16 protein-coding genes are annotated in these 16,387 nt (G+C 57.2%); 7 read left to right on the forward strand and 9 right to left on the reverse strand.

All coding sequences use genetic code 11. The features are described 5' to 3' along the window. Positions 1 to 67: 67 nt before the first annotated feature. The 7 genes from ALP40_RS20495 to ALP40_RS20525 form a co-directional block, all read right to left on the reverse strand. Positions 68 to 904, reverse strand: coding sequence for a hypothetical protein (locus ALP40_RS20495; RefSeq protein ID WP_147478347.1), 837 nt, complete (start codon positions 902 to 904; stop codon positions 68 to 70). Positions 905 to 1,011: 107 nt separating this feature from the next. Beyond that, the gene (locus tag ALP40_RS20500; RefSeq protein WP_122210007.1) at positions 1,012 to 1,665 is read right to left on the reverse strand and encodes a helix-turn-helix domain-containing protein; all 654 of its coding nucleotides are present in this window, start codon (positions 1,663 to 1,665) and stop codon (positions 1,012 to 1,014) included. Between the two features lie 2 nt (positions 1,666 to 1,667). Then, a complete protein-coding gene (locus ALP40_RS20505; RefSeq protein ID WP_122210008.1) occupies positions 1,668 to 2,255 on the reverse strand; it encodes a recombinase family protein in 588 nt (195 codons plus the stop codon). Between the two features lie 226 nt (positions 2,256 to 2,481). Then, on the reverse strand, positions 2,482 to 2,811 hold the full coding sequence (locus ALP40_RS20510) for a recombinase family protein (RefSeq protein ID WP_122210009.1): 330 nt from the start codon (positions 2,809 to 2,811) through the stop codon (positions 2,482 to 2,484). Then, positions 2,808 to 3,074 (reverse strand): AlpA family transcriptional regulator, encoded by a 267-nt coding sequence (locus tag ALP40_RS20515; protein ID WP_122210010.1) that lies wholly within the window; start codon positions 3,072 to 3,074, stop codon positions 2,808 to 2,810. The genes ALP40_RS20510 and ALP40_RS20515 overlap by 4 nt, the downstream gene beginning before the upstream one ends. A 93-nt stretch (positions 3,075 to 3,167) precedes the next feature. Then, on the reverse strand, positions 3,168 to 3,845 hold the full coding sequence (locus ALP40_RS20520; RefSeq protein ID WP_122210011.1) for a hypothetical protein: 678 nt from the start codon (positions 3,843 to 3,845) through the stop codon (positions 3,168 to 3,170). A 38-nt stretch (positions 3,846 to 3,883) separates the two neighbouring features. Further along, a complete protein-coding gene (locus ALP40_RS20525; RefSeq protein ID WP_122210012.1) occupies positions 3,884 to 5,110 on the reverse strand; it encodes a phage integrase central domain-containing protein in 1,227 nt (408 codons plus the stop codon). Positions 5,111 to 5,484: 374 nt separating this feature from the next. On the opposite strand from ALP40_RS20525, the gene ALP40_RS20530 reads away from it, so the two are divergent. Further along, entirely contained in the window at positions 5,485 to 6,153 is a 669-nt protein-coding gene (locus ALP40_RS20530) for a glutathione S-transferase C-terminal domain-containing protein (RefSeq protein WP_122210013.1), read from the forward strand. Positions 6,154 to 6,208: 55 nt separating this feature from the next. Next, on the forward strand, positions 6,209 to 7,384 hold the full coding sequence (locus ALP40_RS20535; protein WP_122210014.1) for a S9 family peptidase: 1,176 nt from the start codon (positions 6,209 to 6,211) through the stop codon (positions 7,382 to 7,384). Between the two features lie 20 nt (positions 7,385 to 7,404). Here the strand turns inward: ALP40_RS20535 and ALP40_RS20540 are convergent, their stop codons facing one another. Continuing rightward, a complete protein-coding gene (locus ALP40_RS20540) occupies positions 7,405 to 8,268 on the reverse strand; it encodes an alpha/beta hydrolase (RefSeq protein WP_122210015.1) in 864 nt (287 codons plus the stop codon). Then, on the reverse strand, positions 8,268 to 10,511 hold the full coding sequence (locus ALP40_RS20545) for an autotransporter outer membrane beta-barrel domain-containing protein (protein ID WP_122210044.1): 2,244 nt from the start codon (positions 10,509 to 10,511) through the stop codon (positions 8,268 to 8,270). The genes ALP40_RS20540 and ALP40_RS20545 overlap by 1 nt, the downstream gene beginning before the upstream one ends. A gap of 402 nt (positions 10,512 to 10,913) precedes the next feature. Here ALP40_RS20545 and yghU point away from each other — a divergent pair, with 402 nt between their 5' ends. The 5 genes from yghU to dxs all read left to right on the forward strand — a co-directional run bounded on the left by yghU (position 10,914) and on the right by dxs (position 16,340). After that, positions 10,914 to 11,756 (forward strand): glutathione-dependent disulfide-bond oxidoreductase, encoded by an 843-nt coding sequence (gene yghU, locus ALP40_RS20550; RefSeq protein ID WP_122210016.1) that lies wholly within the window; start codon positions 10,914 to 10,916, stop codon positions 11,754 to 11,756. A 110-nt stretch (positions 11,757 to 11,866) separates the two neighbouring features. Next, positions 11,867 to 13,033, forward strand: coding sequence for a cystathionine beta-lyase (gene metC / locus ALP40_RS20555; protein ID WP_122210017.1), 1,167 nt, complete (start codon positions 11,867 to 11,869; stop codon positions 13,031 to 13,033). Between the two features lie 124 nt (positions 13,034 to 13,157). Next, the gene (locus tag ALP40_RS20560; RefSeq protein WP_004883751.1) at positions 13,158 to 13,403 is read left to right on the forward strand and encodes an exodeoxyribonuclease VII small subunit; all 246 of its coding nucleotides are present in this window, start codon (positions 13,158 to 13,160) and stop codon (positions 13,401 to 13,403) included. After that, positions 13,400 to 14,287, forward strand: a complete 888-nt coding sequence (locus ALP40_RS20565; protein WP_122210018.1) for a polyprenyl synthetase family protein — start codon at positions 13,400 to 13,402, stop codon at positions 14,285 to 14,287. The genes ALP40_RS20560 and ALP40_RS20565 overlap by 4 nt, the downstream gene beginning before the upstream one ends. Before the next feature lie 157 nt (positions 14,288 to 14,444). Beyond that, the gene (gene dxs / locus ALP40_RS20570) at positions 14,445 to 16,340 is read left to right on the forward strand and encodes a 1-deoxy-D-xylulose-5-phosphate synthase (RefSeq protein WP_122210019.1); all 1,896 of its coding nucleotides are present in this window, start codon (positions 14,445 to 14,447) and stop codon (positions 16,338 to 16,340) included. The last annotated feature ends 47 nt before the right edge of the window (positions 16,341 to 16,387 follow it).

Below are 16,387 nucleotides of genomic sequence, written 5' to 3' on the forward strand. Positions count from 1 at the left end.
TACCGATCCTATATGCAGCAGGCGTGAGTGCGTGGGTAGATATCAGTACGTATCACGAACCGGCTGTTCAGCTACAAGGATTCGAGTTGAGCCACCCGTCGATCTGATTGTAGAACTTCAATGCCTGCTGCGTTTGAGACCTACTTGAGTAAGAAGGCGAACTGATCCCGACCCCGCGTCGGGACAGAATTTCGACAGTCACGCCGGATTCCTTCACGCAGTAGCACGGCCAGAAATCGCCCTGTTGGGGTTTTTCGAGTTTCACCGCTACGTTGTTCCACCTGGATCGGTAATACGATGCCAGAGCCTTACGGAGGGCCTCCATGACCTCTGCAATCCGGCCCTCCGGGATACGCAAAGCACCATGGATATGCATCGGATGGTTCTCTCTGAGCGCGCCATGTATGAACTCGAGATTGAAGACCAATTCGGCTTTGATGCCGAGTGCCTTTAGCTGCCTACTGATAAGTGCGGCGAGGTAGTCAGCAGGGCCTCGAGGAGAGTTCAGAGCGGCTTCTGCGACGTCGTGCCCCAGTCGGGCAGTCATGGTGTAGGCGTCGGGCTGGCTCAGCAACTCACGAAGCCGGAAGAACTGCTTGATATCCTTTTCGAGAATTTTGGACCAGTTCGGAAGCCTAGTCGTCGAGAGATAGCTCCTCGCTATGCCCCGGACGTGGGTGTCGATCTTTTGGAAACGCTTGATGTCTTGCTGATCTAGTTGAGGATCTAACTGACTAATAGCTACTAGCCGTTTTTCCATGCCTGCGCCGAGACTGGCGAGAACTCTTGCCTGCCCTACGGTTGCCAGGCTTTTTGAGCTCGTCCTTCGCCGTGCAATTTTTGCATTTACTCCAGCCCCTACCTCTTTGGGGACATAGGGAAAACGCTGCTCGTATTCGTTCACGGCTCGACGCTCCGAGTCTTGGGTCCGATTTTCAAAATGACCATACCGGCAGAACAGCCATTGTGGTCGATGCTTACACTGTGTTCTAAGGGGTTGACACTGACCGGTCAGGTTCCGGTCATAATTGAGTCATCGCCCTCGATCACGATGTCGTCATCTCCGCGACTCAACTGTGCCAGTCGTCTGGATGCCATCCATCGCAAGTTTTCATGCTCATCGTTGAGGCTCTGAAGATCTCCATTTCGCTCAGCTTCTTCGATGCGCTGCTGCATCCGCATCTCTGCAACATCATCCTCCGTCATGATCCGGATCCGAAGCTCCGGTAGCTCCTCGATTTCCATCGCCTGACCGAGCTTGTCGACAGGCAACGCGCGACGAGTAACCTCTTGAGTGAGTTTCAATGCCGTCGAGGCCGCAGCGAGCCCACGGAAGGCTATGGGGTTCGTCGGATCGAGATTCTCAACCGAACTTGCTATCTTTTGTCGGATCTGCCGGACCAGCGCCAGCTCGTCGGCAACTAATGACGCTGCTGTCTGCTGAACCGCCTCCAACGAGAACGCAGCAGTTAATAGCTCCTCTCTGGCCTTTTCGATCAGGGCCTGAGTCCCGGCGCCAGCAACCACATGATGCTTCTTCAAGAGACGCTGCACCGTGCTGACGCTTATGGCGAGCCGGTCAGCGATTGCTGATACGGTCCAACCGGCTTCTCTGAGCACCACTACTTGTGTTTCTTGATCTGGAGTCTTCTGCTTACCTGACATAATTACGCTCCCTCCACCCTAGCGGTCGCCGAAGATTTGCTGGCGCACGCCCGCTTCACTGCCGCAATCGATATTGAAAATTGTGTAGCCGTCTCCTGAATCGTTGCCTTGTTGGCCTCGCGCCAGGTCCGAACAGCCTCGTCATCGATACGCTTCGGAGCGCCCAGTTTCTGCCCTGTGGCCTTCGCTCGTGTAATACCAGCCAACTGACGGGCTTTTATGTTTGATCGCTCAAGTTCAGCGACCGCACCCAACATCGTAAGCATCGCTTTTCCGATGGGCGTTGACAGATCAAAACCTTCTCGTAGTGAAACTACTGCCACACCTTTCCCCTCTAGCGCTTGAACTGTCGTGAGTAAGTCCAAGGTATCGCGTCCCAGGCGGTCAATTGCAGCGACGACGAGGGTGTCGCCCTCTCGTGCGTATTTGAACAACTCTGCGAAACTTGGGCGCTCCAGGGCTTTCGTTGCGCCGCTGACAGCTTGATCCTCAAACCATTTACCGACGTTGTGCCGTTCAGTGATCGCGTGACGCTGAGCGTTCGTGCTCTGGTCTTCGGTGCTGACTCGAACATAGGCTAGGACTGTCATGGGAACTCACCGCTATCTGGCTCAAAAGTATGGCTCAGAATATACGGAATAGCTCAGAATAAAACAACACTTCTGAGCCATCTCACCGACCAACGTTTTCGGGGGGTACATCAATCCGGTTTCACTGGCTAAAAAGGCACACCCTTTGAGCCAGTGACTTTCATGACAATTTGTTAGCTGGTTCGCTCGAAGCACACCTCGCACGTCAGAGCTTTCCTAACAGCGCTTAATCTGCCGTTTCTTGGTAGACAGACAAATGGAGGTTTTCTTGGGTTGAGATCACCGCTACACCCTTCTCATTGAGCGCCTGGAAAACCTCAATCAATTCTGTGACGCTTGCGCCTAAGCAGTCGAGCGACGAAACGACCATGACATCCCCTTTTTTTGCAAGCCGGTGTAGCTGACCGAAGCCGGACCGCTCTAGGGTTGGGGTCGATCTGCTGGACGCCATATCGGCGAACCAATGACCCACCTCGTGCGCCTGCTCAATCGCTCCAAGCTGAGGCTTGGCCTCTTGGCCATCAGCACCAACAAGGAAATAGGCGAGCATGGTCATAGGCCTTCTCCTACTGCATTGGAACGGTAAGTAGCGTCACCGGAGATGCGATCTTCGACCCATTTTTCGATAGCAGTAGAGTCCCAGCCGACAGCCCTCGTGCCCAGACGAACGGATTTCGGAAATCGTCCTTGAGTCATGAGACTGTAAATGTGGGCGCGTTTGAAGCCGGTTAGAAGCTCGACATTTGGCAGTCTGAGTATGCGACGGCCTGAATAGCCGGAGGGGGCCGGGAGCGAACGATTTGAAGTAGTGTTTTGCATCGTGGAGTTCCTTGGTGCGTTGTGGAGTGATGGAAGCCATTCAATCCGCCAGCGCCAAGGAAGTCAGTGCAATCACGATTCTTTCTATTGCAATTACGATCTCGGTTTCTTGCGCTTCGCGCCCGGCATTGCTTTGTTGGCCTCTGCGAATATGTCCTTTATGTTGCTTGAGCCTAGACCTAGCACAGGCTGGTCTGACTCCTCACCATAACGTCCATTGATCTCACGAACGATGGCGTCCTGGTTGTACACGGGCCGGCCCTTCTCTTTTAGCAACTCAAGAAGCACAGCAATAGTGAGCAGGTGTGACGGTTTGGTCCGGTCTGGAGGTGGGGTGGCGCCACTAAGCATTTGCGCTAGCGCCGCGATCTCCGACTGCATAAAGATCGGGTGGCAGTGCTCAGGGGGCAGAACCGCAAGCCAATCAACGCTCTCGTACCTCTCAGCCTCTGCCTGCTCGGTCTGCTGCACGGCACCGATGATGTGCAGCTGTATTTCGCTTTTCCCCCTCGCCTCAATTAAAGCTCGGGGATTAAGTATTTGACCTCTGCCAATGCCACAGACAGTGAAGAACCACTCACCCAGCTCATCTCTGAGCCCTTCAGGGCATGTGCCCTTCCAGCTATCCACATTGGCGTATACGTGGCAGCGGCCAGCTTCGCACTGGATCAGCAAATCGTTCTCCGAAAGCTGGGCCCCTGCCTGATCTTTCAACAAAAGCAGTGCCTGCTCAGAGGTAAGCCACTCCAAACCTATTAAATCTGCCCGCATACCGCGTTACCTCAACGAAAAATTATGTGCGCCGGAGCCTACCGCACTTGGTCTGAAGAATTCGAGGCCAGTGCATAATCCGCCCATTCCTGCATCAGTGGCCGGCGCTTTTCGAGAAAGTCAGTACGAGAATATGCCCCTTCAGTTTGATCACGCTCGTCGTGTGCAAGCGCCATCTCACAAACCTCGCGAGTGTGTTGTGTATTTTCCGCAGCCCAGTCCCGGAACGTTGATCTAAATCCGTGACGGGTAATATCAGCGTGTCCTAAGCCATGTAGGAGGTTGCGCACCGCATTTGCATGCATAACCCCACTCTTCCCTCGCCCTGGAAACAGGAATGGGCACCCTTCGACTCGTGGGATCTTGGCTAGGATGCCTATTACCTGTTCGGAGAGAGGGATGACAAAGGCCTTCCGCGCCTTCATGCGCTCAGCCGACAGCAGCCAGATCTTCGAGTCAAAATCGAACTCCACCCAACGTGCAAACCGGACCATATGCGCGCGGGAACCCGTCAAAATAAGTAACTGAGCCGCAAACGACGCGAGCGTTTCATCCCCTCGCAGATTCGCCATCAATCCAGGCAACTCTGACCACTTCAGGGCAGTAAAATGCTGGCGTTTTCGGGCCGCCTTCTTCGCATCCCTAGAAAGGAGGTGCTCCAAGTTACCTCGCCAACGGGCCGGATTTTCACCCACACGTAATCCGCGTGCTTTTGCCGCGTCCAACACCTGTTCGATCTGCCCGCGAACCTCGTCCGCCGTGCGAGTTTTCTCCCCCCATATGGGGTTCAAAATCTTCTGCACATGACCAACGTCAACTGCCTCAGCAGGAAGGTCCCCGATTAACGGAAACGCATATTTTTCCATTTTTCGCACCCAACCCTTTCGCCACTTCTCAGAGTGCTTGCCGCTATGAGCTTTGTGGTACTCAAGGGCGAGGCTTTTGAATGAGTGACGCCTGGCCTCAGCAGCTAGTTCTAAAGCTCTCTGAGCTTCGCGAGCGGCTTCTCGCTCCGAAAGAGGGTCCACGCCCGAATTCAACATCCGGCGAGCCCCTAGGGCATCTGTACGGGCGTCAGACAGGCTGATGTCTGGGTAAGCGCCCAGCCCCATATCACGGGACTTTCCATTCCACTTGTAGCGAAAAATCCAGCTGCCTTTGCCATCCGCCCTGTATTTGAAATACAGGTTTCCTCCGTCACCGGCGTAGCCTCGTTTACCAGACTTCAACAACCCGGCGATTCCCTTCACTGTCAGCTTGACCATATCCCCACCAAAACTACAGCCCATACTCAGGCCCATACCCGGAACGGTAGATGATGTTGGCGGGCACTGGCAAGCAGTAGACACTAGATAGCGTTAAACCCAATGTACAAGGGCTCATCCCTCGATACACGTAGACGAGCCCGGACTTTATTGGACGCTGGAAAAGCCGACCACAAGCCGGCTTTTTAATGTCTGCTGTAAAGCCAGTCTTATCTGTCCGAAACGGATATCACTTGGTTACCTCCGCTGCGCCACCCACACACCGCCTCCGGAAACGGCCCAGACCCTGGTGCCAGAAACTGACACCCCGCCATGCTCAGATCACAGGGAAACGATTTCCAAGCGCAGATCCTGACAACGGCGGGTAACGACTGATGATGACGCTTTATTACTCACCCGACACCTACTCGCTGGCGGCGCAGATTGCGCTGCATGAAACGGGGCTTGCGTTCAGATTGGTCGAGGTCGATCTCTGCAATCAGTCGCTGCTGGACGGCACTGACTTTCATGGAATCAATCCCAAGGGTTATGTCCCGCTGCTTGAGTTGCAAGGCAGTGAGCGAATCAGCGAGCTGGCGGTCATCCTGACCTGTATTGCCGACCAGGCACCCCACCTGACGCTCGCTCCGGCGCATGGAACGCTTGCGCGTATTCGCCTGCTGGAAACCCTGAACTTCATTGCGACCGAAATGCATAAAGCCAACAGTTTTTTACTGGATCCGCGTATTGATGCAGCGACTGCCGCTTACTATCGTCAATGGCTGCGCGGCCCTTATGAATGGCTGGATGATCAGCTTTCCAAGGCGCAGTGGTTGCTGGGCGATGACTTCACGGTTGCAGACATTTATGCGTTTGTCGCGGTGCAACAAGCTGTTCACCTGAACATCAATGTGAATGACTTACATGCAATCGACAGGTTTCTGGAGCAAATCCGGCGTCGAGCTTCGGTCCAAGCCACTGCATGCTTGAGCGTGACACGTCTGACAAACAGGTCTTTTGCAGGTAAGGCTGACTCAAAGCACATGCAGCGCCTGTCAGCCTAAGCATTGTCCTGACCTTTAAACGTCAATACTTGAAAGCACTCAAGAGGCTCACTAAATGGCGCTCAAAAAATCGTCTTTCGTCTGGACACTGCTGTTCTTCCTGCTTGGCTGGACAACGTTCGGCTGGACGCAAACGTCTGAGGTCAATGAGCAGATTGACGGCCTGATCAGAGAGCCTCTTGTCCTGAATATCAGCCTGCCTGACGGGCAAACGGCGACGCTGGATACGCTTGTCACGCGTCCAGACAAGCCAGGACGCTGGCCGGTGGCGTTGATCACTCATGGCACCGATGGTAATCAGATTGATCGCGCCATCAGCCCCAACCGTTATTCAATGGCGGCAATCGCGTTTGCTCGTCACGGTTACGCTTCCGTTGTGGTGATGCGCCAAGGATATGGAAAGTCTTCAGGCGTCACTGAATACCGGGGTGGAACCTGTGAGCACCCCGACCATGCGAGGTCCGGTAAACTAGCAGCTGACGATCTCATCGCCGCCTTGCAAGCCATTCGACTTGAACCGTGGTCTTCGCCTGATGAAGCCATCATGATGGGGCAATCTGCCGGAGGGTTCGCGGTATTGGCTGCCGGTGCCGAAAATCCTCCGGGCGTGCAAGCGATCATCAACTTCGATGGTGGTCGCGGCGCGATCGAGTCGGGTGGGGTTTGCGACAAAGAGCACCTGTTAACATCCATCGCAAGCTTTGGCAGGCGATCCCATGTGCCGACACTCTGGTTTTACGCCATCAATGACGAGGTGTTTCCTCTGCCGCTGAGCAGAGAGATGTTTGACACCTATCTCTCTGCAGGAGGCATTGGCGAGTTTCAGGAGGCCCCGTCATTCGGGAAAAACGGCCATGTCTTTATGGAATGGGCGCCTGAACAAACGTGGTGGAATACCGTCGCCGAGTTTCTGAACAAACAACAGCTTGCCTCTCTGGAAATCGTGGCACTCCCTGCAACCGATCTTCCCGCACCCACAGAACTGAGTGCTGCAGGAAAGAACGCTTTACGTGCGTATGCGCAAAACCAGTCGTACGAGAAAGCGTTTGCAACCAATGGCAAAGGTACCTGGGGCTGGAGTAAGGGTGAGCGAACTCAAGAGGATGCCGCTGCCAAGGCAATAGAGTACTGTCAAAAGGATCTTATTGGCGATGGACCCGCTTGCACTGTCTATGCGCTAGGCAACCATCTGAACGCTCAAGGTACGCAGGTTAACGCCAGCTCCCACTGAAGGCCGCGAGACGTCAGCCGCTAATCCGCACACGCTCCAGCCCCCTCCAGATCCCGGTCCCTCCATAGCCTCCAGACCCCGTCCCATCCGGCCTCATGACTCACGCCCTCAACCACGACCAACCGATCACACACACCACTTCGCAACCGCTCGCGATACACCTGCGCCAGCACAGTCGGAACGACTTCATCCAGAGTCCCTGAAAAATGCCGCTGAGGGATGCCGGCCAACCGACGTTGATAATCCAGAGGATCAAGCGAGCCTGTAAGGGGTGACAGATGTTGAGTGTGTGCCCATAGCCGCGGACTGAGATTGCCTGCGAGTGTCTGGACCTGTGTCACGTCATCACGCTGAGCCGCCAGCAACAATGCCAGGGCTGCTCCGCCTGAGTAGCCGATCAATTCGAACGACTGATTGCCGTAACGCTGCTTCAGAAGGTCGAGTGCCTGGCTGAGGTTGGTGACGACTTCCTGCGAGAAACGCCGATCTGTCCAGAGCGCTGCTGTGCAGGTTGGTGAGGTGACGAACTGGCAAGGCCTTGCGAGGTAAACATTCGGTGTCGGGTCTTCGATTGCCAGGCGCGGCACCAAAAGTTTTCGGGGACTGGGGTCGAGGCTGGGTTGAGTCGCAGTGGCCCAGGCATACCCGTCGCCTTCGAGGTAAACGCGCAGACGGCTCGCAGGCGGGACATGGTTCGGCAGCAGCACAGCCAACGCGAACGGTTGGCCGGGCATAATTTGCAGCTGCCGTCCGTGCTCGTCAGCCAGTTGTTGCAATGCCTGACGCGGCGATTGGCAGCCTGCCATGAGGGCGCTGATCAGCAGCGCCATCAAAGCCTGAAGGAAAACGCCCCAGCGACCAGGACCGGGACGGGAGTTCGTCATCAGAAGTCGTAACGCACTTTTGCCGAGAATACGTCGGCATCGAAATCCGACTTGCCGATGTAGTCGTAATTCAGACCGAGGGTGATCGCGCCCAGCTTGTAGTCCGCGCCGATGCCTGCCTCGTAGCTGTCACGCACTGCCTTGGCACCGCTGGTCACGAACGGTGTGCTGCCGAGCAGGAAGGTCGATGTGCTTTTGGCCTCGTCGGCGGCGAAATCGTGATACGCCATCAGTTTGGCTTGCGGCTCCAGCGTGCCGGCGCCGAGAGCGAAGCTGCCCGCCACGCGTACACCCGCGCCCAGCTCGATGGCTTCATAGCGCTGGTCTTCGACCTTCAACGCCGCCGATGAGTTTTTCTCACGATAGCCGTCGATGTTCACCTGGCTGTAACGCGTAGCCAATCGTGGCTCGATCAGGGTTTGCGGGGTGACATGGTAGGTGTAGCCGCCCACCACATTCAGCCCCAACAGGTCGCTGTCATAGTCCGACTTGGCGCGAGTGCCAGCGATGCTGCGTTTGCCCTGGTTGTCGTTGAGGCCGTAGGTCAGGCTGGAATCGACAAAGTAGTTGCCCAGCTCGAAACCGCTGTACAGGGTGAACGCATGGCTATCGACTTCGGTCTTGTTGCCGCTTTTGCCATTCACGTCGGTATTGATGAAGCTGTACGCCAGACCCAGGGTCAGATTTTCATTCAGCTTGCCGTCCGCACCGACCGCAACGCCGTGGCTGTAAGCGTTATAGCCCGCCACGCCGTCGCGTTGGCCTTGAGTGGCGTCGCTGTAGAGGGACTGGACCCACACGCCAGCGTCCTTGAAGCCCTCGCCCGAAGACGCGCCACGTATCGAGCTGGTGCGACTGCCGGTAACGCCACTGATCAGGCTCTGGCTGGTAGTCGCAGCGCGGGTCGCGCCGCCGTTGATTTCCGGTGTCAGTTGCGAAGCCAGCTTGGCAACCTGAGCTTCATCAGCGTTCAGCAAGGCTTGCTTGAACGGATCGCTATCGTTCATGTTGCCGATGATGCTGTCATCGATGAGGTTGACCAGCGTTTTCTGGCTGTTGGTCGAACCACCATTGTCCGTGACGATCTGGGCAACCTGTTCCTTGCCTTTCGCCGTCACCACAGCCACCACTTGAGTGCCGCTGACGGTGTAGCTGTCGACGTTGAGCAGCGCCGATGTGCTGACGACATCAAGCTTGCCGTTCGGATCGACCTTCACGCCCTCTTTATCAAGCAGATCAATTCGGCCTGCTTCGAGCAGTTTGTAGGTGGTGCCTGCGGCGTTGAAATCCTCACCCTTGGCGGCCAGCTTAATCTGGGCACCCTGTTCGAACTGAGCGGCGTCGGTGACTTTCAATACGGCAGTGTTTACATTCGTGGCACTGCTGAGATTCAGGGCCAGCGCAGCATTGCCTGCGACGTAAATGCCGCCATTGATGCTGGTGTGCGGAGCTTCCAGAGTAAAGGTGGTCGCCGGGCTGCCCGTATCGCCAACGAGGATCAAACCATCCTTTTTCAGACGGATGTTATAGCCGTCAGTGCTGGTATTGGTCGCTGTGAAGGACGTGTCACCTTCCAGCTCAATATTACTCAGGTCTATCAGGTTGCCGACAACGACACTGCCCTTGCGCAGGATCAGTTCGACCGGGCGATTGCTTGCTGAGGCGTCGATGGCCTTGTCGGCAGAAATGATCGAGCCATTGTTGAAGATATTGAAGTCGCCTCTTTCAAGGAACCACGGCTGGGCGCCCGGCAGATTGAAGCGGGTATTACCGATCGCGATGGCAGTACCCTGCCCGCGTATCGTCCCGTTGTTGGTCAGGTGCGTGGTGTGGCCGGTGAAGCTGGCGCCGTCGATCCGCACACCTTGCGCGTTCTCGCCTGTAGCGACAATGGTGCCCTGGTTGTTGAAATAGCCAAGCTCTGCAAAAGCGCCCGAGCTGCTGGTGGTCAGGTCAACACCCGTCGCGCCCTTGCCGGAGACATCGATCTGGCCGCGATTGAAGAAGGTGCCGACGATCTTGCCGCCCTCTACGCTGACGCCCTTGGCCCCTTCGCCGCCGCCGCTGGTGATTGCAGCATTGAGAATCAGGTCCTTGTCGACTCTCGAACCGTTGAGACCGACGACAGTCTGCAAACCGCTCCCACTATAACTTCCGCCCATGTCGAGGTTGCCAGTGTGAGTCTGGCCCTGGCTTTTGAAGCCGGCACTGGTCAGTTGAACGGTTTCGGCGAATGCGGGCATAGCGTACGCGGCCACCGAGAGGGCGAGCAGGGTTTTGCGGAGAACAGGGATCACAGTTCATTCCTTTAACAGCGTATTGGACAAGCTTCCGTGCGTGGTAGAACCTGACTGTAATAGCGGGTAGTGGCGTCGCGCAGAAGGGCGCGGCGAGAATACAGAAATGCCATCATAATGGCATCACTTATTTGACGTCATAAAATCGGCAACAGCCTGTATTCGACACTGCTCATCAATAAATAAAACGACGACATCCGCGATTTGTGCAGCAAGCCGCTGCACAACAGTTTGCCCTTGCAGAAACGCGCCCTTGCAGACTGAAATCTGGAATCGAACGCCTGACACGGTTTTCAACTCATACCTTCAGCGTTCAACGATTCCACACCCATTACTGAGGCCTTCCATATGACTGACATTCCCTACACCCCACCCAAGGTCTGGCAGCACGAAGCCGCGTCTGGCGGCACCTTTGCCAGCATCAACCGCCCCACCGCCGGCCCTACGCATGACAAGGAACTGCCGGTCGGCAAGCACCCATTGCAGCTCTATTCGCTGGCCACGCCGAACGGGGTGAAGGTCACGATCATGCTGGAGGAGTTGCTGGAGTTAGGGCACAGCGGGGCGGAGTACGACGCATGGTTGATTAAGATTTCCGACGGTGATCAATTCTCCAGCGGGTTTGTCGGGGTCAATCCGAACTCGAAGATCCCTGCGCTGCTGGATCGCAGTCACGACACGCCAGTACGGGTGTTTGAGTCGGGGTCGATTTTGTTGTACCTCGCGGAAAAGTTTTCCAGCTTCCTGCCTGCCGATCCGGCCGGGCGCACCGAGACGTTGAACTGGCTGTTCTGGCAGATGGGCGCTGCGCCTTATCTGGGCGGCGGGTTTGGGCATTTTTATGCCTACGCCCCGGAAAAGCTGGAATACCCGATCAATCGTTTCGCGATGGAAGCCAAGCGTCAGTTGGACGTGCTAAACCGTCGTCTCGGAGAGAGCCGTTATTTGGGAGGCGACACCTACACCATCGCCGATATCGCCGTTTGGCCGTGGTATGGCGCGCTGGTGCAGAACAAGGTGTATTCGGCAGCGGAGTTCCTGTCGGTGCATGAATACCCGAACCTGATTCGCTGGACCGAAGAGATCGCCGCACGGCCTGCCGTGATTCGTGGCAAGAAGGTCAATCGCACGTGGGGCGAAGAATCGGAGCAGGTTCCCGAGCGGCATCAGGCGTCCGATCTGGACAAGTAAGGCGTTATGCGGCGCTGACGTGATGCTGCAAACGGCCTCACATCAGTGCCGACACGATGGCCAACATCGCTTAACCTTATGCGCTGTTGATCTGCCATCTGGAGTTGCACATGCCGCACGACAAAGACCCTCGCGCCCACACCGCCCTGTCGCAACGCGGCCGCAGTGCGGGCAGCGGTCCGGGGTTGTCGGTCAATCCGCCGGTCGTGCGCATCAGTACGGTTCTGTTCGACAGTCTGGCCAGCTTGCGCGAGGCGGAGGTGCGAACGGTCGGGCCTGAGCGTTCGTTGACCTACGGTGCCAATGGCAATCCGACCGCGTTTGCATTGCAGGATCTGATCAGTGAACTGGAAAGCGCCCACGGCACCTGTCTGTACCCGACAGGGCTGGCGGCCGTGGCGCAGATGTTTCAGTCGTTTTTGCGTCCAGGCGATCATGTGCTGATGACAGAGTCGGTCTACGGACCGGTGCGTCGTCTGGCCCACACGATGCTGAACGCATTCAATATCGAATTCGATTACTACGCTGCGGATGGCAGCAACATCGAATCCCTGATCAAGCCCAACACCCGCATGATTTACGCCGAGGTGCCAGGTTCGCTGACCTTCGACATGTGCGACCTGCCTGCGCTCTCGCGCCTGTGCAAAGCGAAAAATCTGCTGCTTGCTGTGGATAACTCGTGGGGCTCGGGGGTGTTGTTCAAGCCGCTGGAGCTAGGTGCGGACATCTCCCTGATGGCGCTGACCAAGTACGTCGCCGGGCATTCGGACGTGATGATGGGCAGCGTCAGCGTGACCGAAGCCCACTGGAAAACCCTCAAAAGCATGAACACGGCGGTCGGCAACACGGTCAGCCCGGATGACGCGTATCTGGTGCTGCGCGGCGCTCGCAGTCTGGCGGCACGTATGGCAATGCATGAGCGTCACGCCATGCAGATCGCGCAGTGGCTGCTCGAGCAACCCCAGGTGGCGCGGGTGCTGTATCCAGCGTTGCCGGGTGATCCGGGGCATGCCCTCTGGAAGCGGGACTTTCATGGCTGTAACGGGTTGCTCAGTTTCGAATTCAAGACCGATGACCGTCAGGTGCTGGACCGCTTCGTCGGTGCCTTGAAGCTGTTCGGGATCGGTTATTCGTGGGGCGGTTTTGAAAGCCTGATCACCGAGATTGAACAGCATGGGCCTGATAGAGGCTACGGCCCGATGCTGCGCCTGCAAATCGGCCTGGAAAACCCCGACGATCTGATTGCCGACCTGCGGTCAGGTTTTGCTGCAGCCTGAATCAGGCCAGCTAGTCTGATACGCCGTGTGCTGTCATAGGGTTGCCGGACAGCTCGCCGTCATTTGCCCCGCGGGCGTCGCTCTGCTAGTGTCGCCCGGTTTAATCTCTACCGGAAATGCCCTCATGGCCCGCAAGAAAGCTGCACTGGATTTCGAACAGTCTCTCGCTGATCTGCAAACGCTGGTAGAGCGGCTGGAGAATGGCGAGTTGTCGCTGGAAGACTCTCTCACCGCTTTCGAACAAGGCGTACGCCTGACACGTGATTGTCAGAGCGCGCTGACCGCTGCCGAACAAAAGGTTCAAGTGCTGCTGGAGCGCGACGGTGAACTGGCCGAAGAGCCCTTCGACGATGCGGAACTGCCTGAATGATTGCGAGCTATCAAGCGCAAAGCCAGGCCCGCGTCAACGCGGCCCTTGAAGGTCTGTTTCAAGCCCCCAGCCCTGAATTGACCCGTCTCTACGAGGCCATGCGCTACAGCGTGATGAATGGTGGCAAGCGCGTGCGCCCTTTGTTGGCCTACGCGGCGTGCGAAGCCTTGGGGGGTGTCGCCGAAGATGCCAATGGTGCAGCCTGCGCGGTCGAGCTGATTCATGCGTATTCGCTGGTGCATGATGACCTGCCTGCGATGGATGACGACGATCTGCGCCGTGGCCAGCCCACGACGCACAAGGCGTTCGACGAAGCCTGCGCGATTCTGGCGGGCGATGGCTTGCAAAGCCTGGCGTTCACCGCCCTGCTCGCCCCGCACCTGACGTCGCGTGACGCAGAGATTCGCCTGCAAATGGCCAGCACCCTGGCAGCCGCTGCAGGCCCCGCAGGCATGGTGGGTGGTCAGGCCATTGATCTGGGTTCGGTGGGTTTGAAGCTGGACCAGGCGGCGCTGGAATACATGCATCGCCACAAGACCGGCGCGCTGATCGAAGCCAGTGTTCGACTGGGAGCATTGGCGAGTGGCCGTGCCGATCAGAAACAACTTGATGCACTTCAAGTGTATGCACGAGCGGTCGGGCTGGCCTTTCAGGTGCAGGACGACATACTCGATGTGGAAAGTGACACCGCCACTCTTGGCAAACGTCAGGGTGCCGACATCGCACGCGACAAGCCGACTTACCCCGCGTTGCTGGGGCTTGAAGCGGCAAAGGCTTACGCCTTGGAACTGCGCGATCAGGCGCTGACTGCACTACAGGCGTTTGGCGACACCGCAACGCCTTTGCGCGAGCTGGCCCGCTATATCGTCGAGCGCCGTCACTGATCAGAATTACCGACCATCAACATCGGGTGAATCAACAGCGGTTCATCCGGTCACAGTCATCAGGTCCGTTACAGCCGGACGACGCTGATGCACTTCATGGGCAGCTTGCGATGCATAAGGTAAACTGCCGCCTCTTTTACTTATAACGATTCGCCTGATGCCCACGACGTTCAAAGAGATTCCCCGCGAGCGCCCGGTTACGCCGTTGCTCGACCGAGCCAATACACCGGATGGCCTGCGCCTTCTGGGTGAAGCCGAGCTGGAAACCCTGGCCGATGAACTGCGCCTGGAACTGCTCTACTCCGTAGGTCAGACCGGAGGGCATTTTGGTGCCGGTCTTGGCGTGATCGAGCTGACGATCGCTCTGCATTACGTGTTCGACACGCCAGATGATCGCCTGGTGTGGGACGTGGGCCATCAGGCCTACCCGCACAAGATCCTGACCGGCCGTCGTGCGCGCATGTCCACGTTGCGCCAGAAAGACGGTGTTGCGGCATTTCCGCGCCGCAGCGAGAGCGAGTACGACACCTTTGGCGTCGGCCATTCCAGCACCTCGATCAGTGCCGCTTTGGGCATGGCGATTGCCTCACGCCTTCAGGGCAGCGACCGCAAGTCCATTGCTGTGATCGGTGACGGCGCGCTGACAGCCGGCATGGCGTTCGAGGCACTGAACCATGCGCCCGAAGTGGCCGCAAACATGCTGGTCATTCTCAACGACAACGATATGTCGATCTCGCGCAATGTCGGCGGGCTGTCGAATTATCTGGCCAAGATCCTTTCGAGTCGCACGTACGCCAGCATGCGTGAAGGCAGCAAAAAGGTGCTTTCGCGCCTCCCCGGTGCGTGGGAAATCGCCCGCCGCACCGAAGAATACGCCAAAGGCATGCTGGTCCCCGGCACGCTGTTCGAAGAGCTGGGCTGGAATTACATCGGGCCTATCGACGGCCACGATCTGCCGACCCTGATCGCCACGTTGCGCAACATGCGCGACCTCAAGGGTCCACAGTTCCTGCACGTGGTCACCAAGAAAGGCAAAGGTTTCGGCCCTGCGGAGGTAGACCCGATCGGCTATCACGCGATCACCAAGCTCGAACCGCTGAATGCCCCTGTCGCGATTCCGAAAAAGATCAGCGGCCCCAAGTATTCCGGTGTGTTCGGTCAGTGGTTGTGCGACATGGCCGAGGCCGATTCACGGCTGGTGGGCATTACACCCGCCATGAAAGAAGGCTCGGATCTGGTCGATTTCAGCGAGCGCTACCCTGAGCGCTACTTCGACGTCGCGATTGCCGAGCAGCACGCCGTCACGCTGGCCGCAGGCATGGCCTGTGAAGGCAGCAAGCCGGTGGTCGCGATCTACTCCACCTTCCTGCAACGCGGCTATGACCAATTGGTGCATGACGTTGCGGTGCAAAACCTCGACGTATTGTTCGCCATCGACCGCGCAGGTCTGGTAGGCGAAGACGGCCCAACGCATGCGGGCAGCTTCGACCTGTCTTACCTGCGTTGCATCCCCGGCATGGTGGTGATGACGCCGAGCGACGAGAACGAACTGCGCAAGATGCTCAGCACCGGCTACCTGCACAACGGCCCCGCCGCAGTGCGCTATCCGCGTGGAACGGGCCCTAACGCTGTCATCGACAAAAACCTTGAGCCTATCGAGATCGGCAAGGGTGTCGTGCGCCGTCAGGGTCAGGGCGTTGCGATTCTGGTGTTTGGCGTGCAACTGGCCGAAGCAATGGTCGTCGCGCAGAAGCTGGACGCGACGGTCATCGACATGCGCTTCGTCAAACCGCTGGATGAGGCGTTGGTCCGAGAAACAGCAGCCAATCACGAGTTACTGGTCACGCTCGAAGAAAACGCGATCATGGGTGGCGCGGGCGCGGCGGTCAGTGAGTTTTTGGCGTGGGAGAACATCCTCAAATCCGTGTTGCATATCGGCTTGCCGGATATGTACGTCGAACATGCCAAACCTGCGCAAATGCTGGCCGAGTGTGGGCTGGATGCCGCAGGGATCGAAGCGGCGATCAACCAGCGGCTGGTGCTGATGGGTTGATTGACGCGAACACATTGAAAGCGCTCATCGAGCGCTTTTTTTGTGTC

Source organism: Pseudomonas viridiflava (assembly GCF_003702045.1).
Classification (GTDB): domain Bacteria; phylum Pseudomonadota; class Gammaproteobacteria; order Pseudomonadales; family Pseudomonadaceae; genus Aquipseudomonas; species Aquipseudomonas viridiflava_C.

What these genes read in the sequence shown, in the direction of transcription:
- ALP40_RS20500 (WP_122210007.1), bottom strand. Translation starts at nt 1,665, where the DNA reads ATGTCAGGTAAGCAGAAGACTCCAGATCAAGAAACACAAGTAGTGGTG.
- ALP40_RS20505 (WP_122210008.1), bottom strand. Translation starts at nt 2,255, where the DNA reads ATGACAGTCCTAGCCTATGTTCGAGTCAGCACCGAAGACCAGAGCACG.
- ALP40_RS20510 (WP_122210009.1), bottom strand. Translation starts at nt 2,811, where the DNA reads ATGACCATGCTCGCCTATTTCCTTGTTGGTGCTGATGGCCAAGAGGCC.
- ALP40_RS20515 (WP_122210010.1), bottom strand. Translation starts at nt 3,074, where the DNA reads ATGCAAAACACTACTTCAAATCGTTCGCTCCCGGCCCCCTCCGGCTAT.
- ALP40_RS20520 (WP_122210011.1), bottom strand. Translation starts at nt 3,845, where the DNA reads ATGCGGGCAGATTTAATAGGTTTGGAGTGGCTTACCTCTGAGCAGGCA.
- ALP40_RS20525 (WP_122210012.1), bottom strand. Translation starts at nt 5,110, where the DNA reads ATGGTCAAGCTGACAGTGAAGGGAATCGCCGGGTTGTTGAAGTCTGGT.
- ALP40_RS20530 (WP_122210013.1), top strand. Translation starts at nt 5,485, where the DNA reads ATGATGACGCTTTATTACTCACCCGACACCTACTCGCTGGCGGCGCAG.
- ALP40_RS20535 (WP_122210014.1), top strand. Translation starts at nt 6,209, where the DNA reads ATGGCGCTCAAAAAATCGTCTTTCGTCTGGACACTGCTGTTCTTCCTG.
- ALP40_RS20540 (WP_122210015.1), bottom strand. Translation starts at nt 8,268, where the DNA reads ATGACGAACTCCCGTCCCGGTCCTGGTCGCTGGGGCGTTTTCCTTCAG.
- ALP40_RS20545 (WP_122210044.1), bottom strand. Translation starts at nt 10,511, where the DNA reads ATGCCCGCATTCGCCGAAACCGTTCAACTGACCAGTGCCGGCTTCAAA.
- yghU (WP_122210016.1), top strand. Translation starts at nt 10,914, where the DNA reads ATGACTGACATTCCCTACACCCCACCCAAGGTCTGGCAGCACGAAGCC.
- metC (WP_122210017.1), top strand. Translation starts at nt 11,867, where the DNA reads ATGCCGCACGACAAAGACCCTCGCGCCCACACCGCCCTGTCGCAACGC.
- ALP40_RS20560 (WP_004883751.1), top strand. Translation starts at nt 13,158, where the DNA reads ATGGCCCGCAAGAAAGCTGCACTGGATTTCGAACAGTCTCTCGCTGAT.
- ALP40_RS20565 (WP_122210018.1), top strand. Translation starts at nt 13,400, where the DNA reads ATGATTGCGAGCTATCAAGCGCAAAGCCAGGCCCGCGTCAACGCGGCC.
- dxs (WP_122210019.1), top strand. Translation starts at nt 14,445, where the DNA reads ATGCCCACGACGTTCAAAGAGATTCCCCGCGAGCGCCCGGTTACGCCG.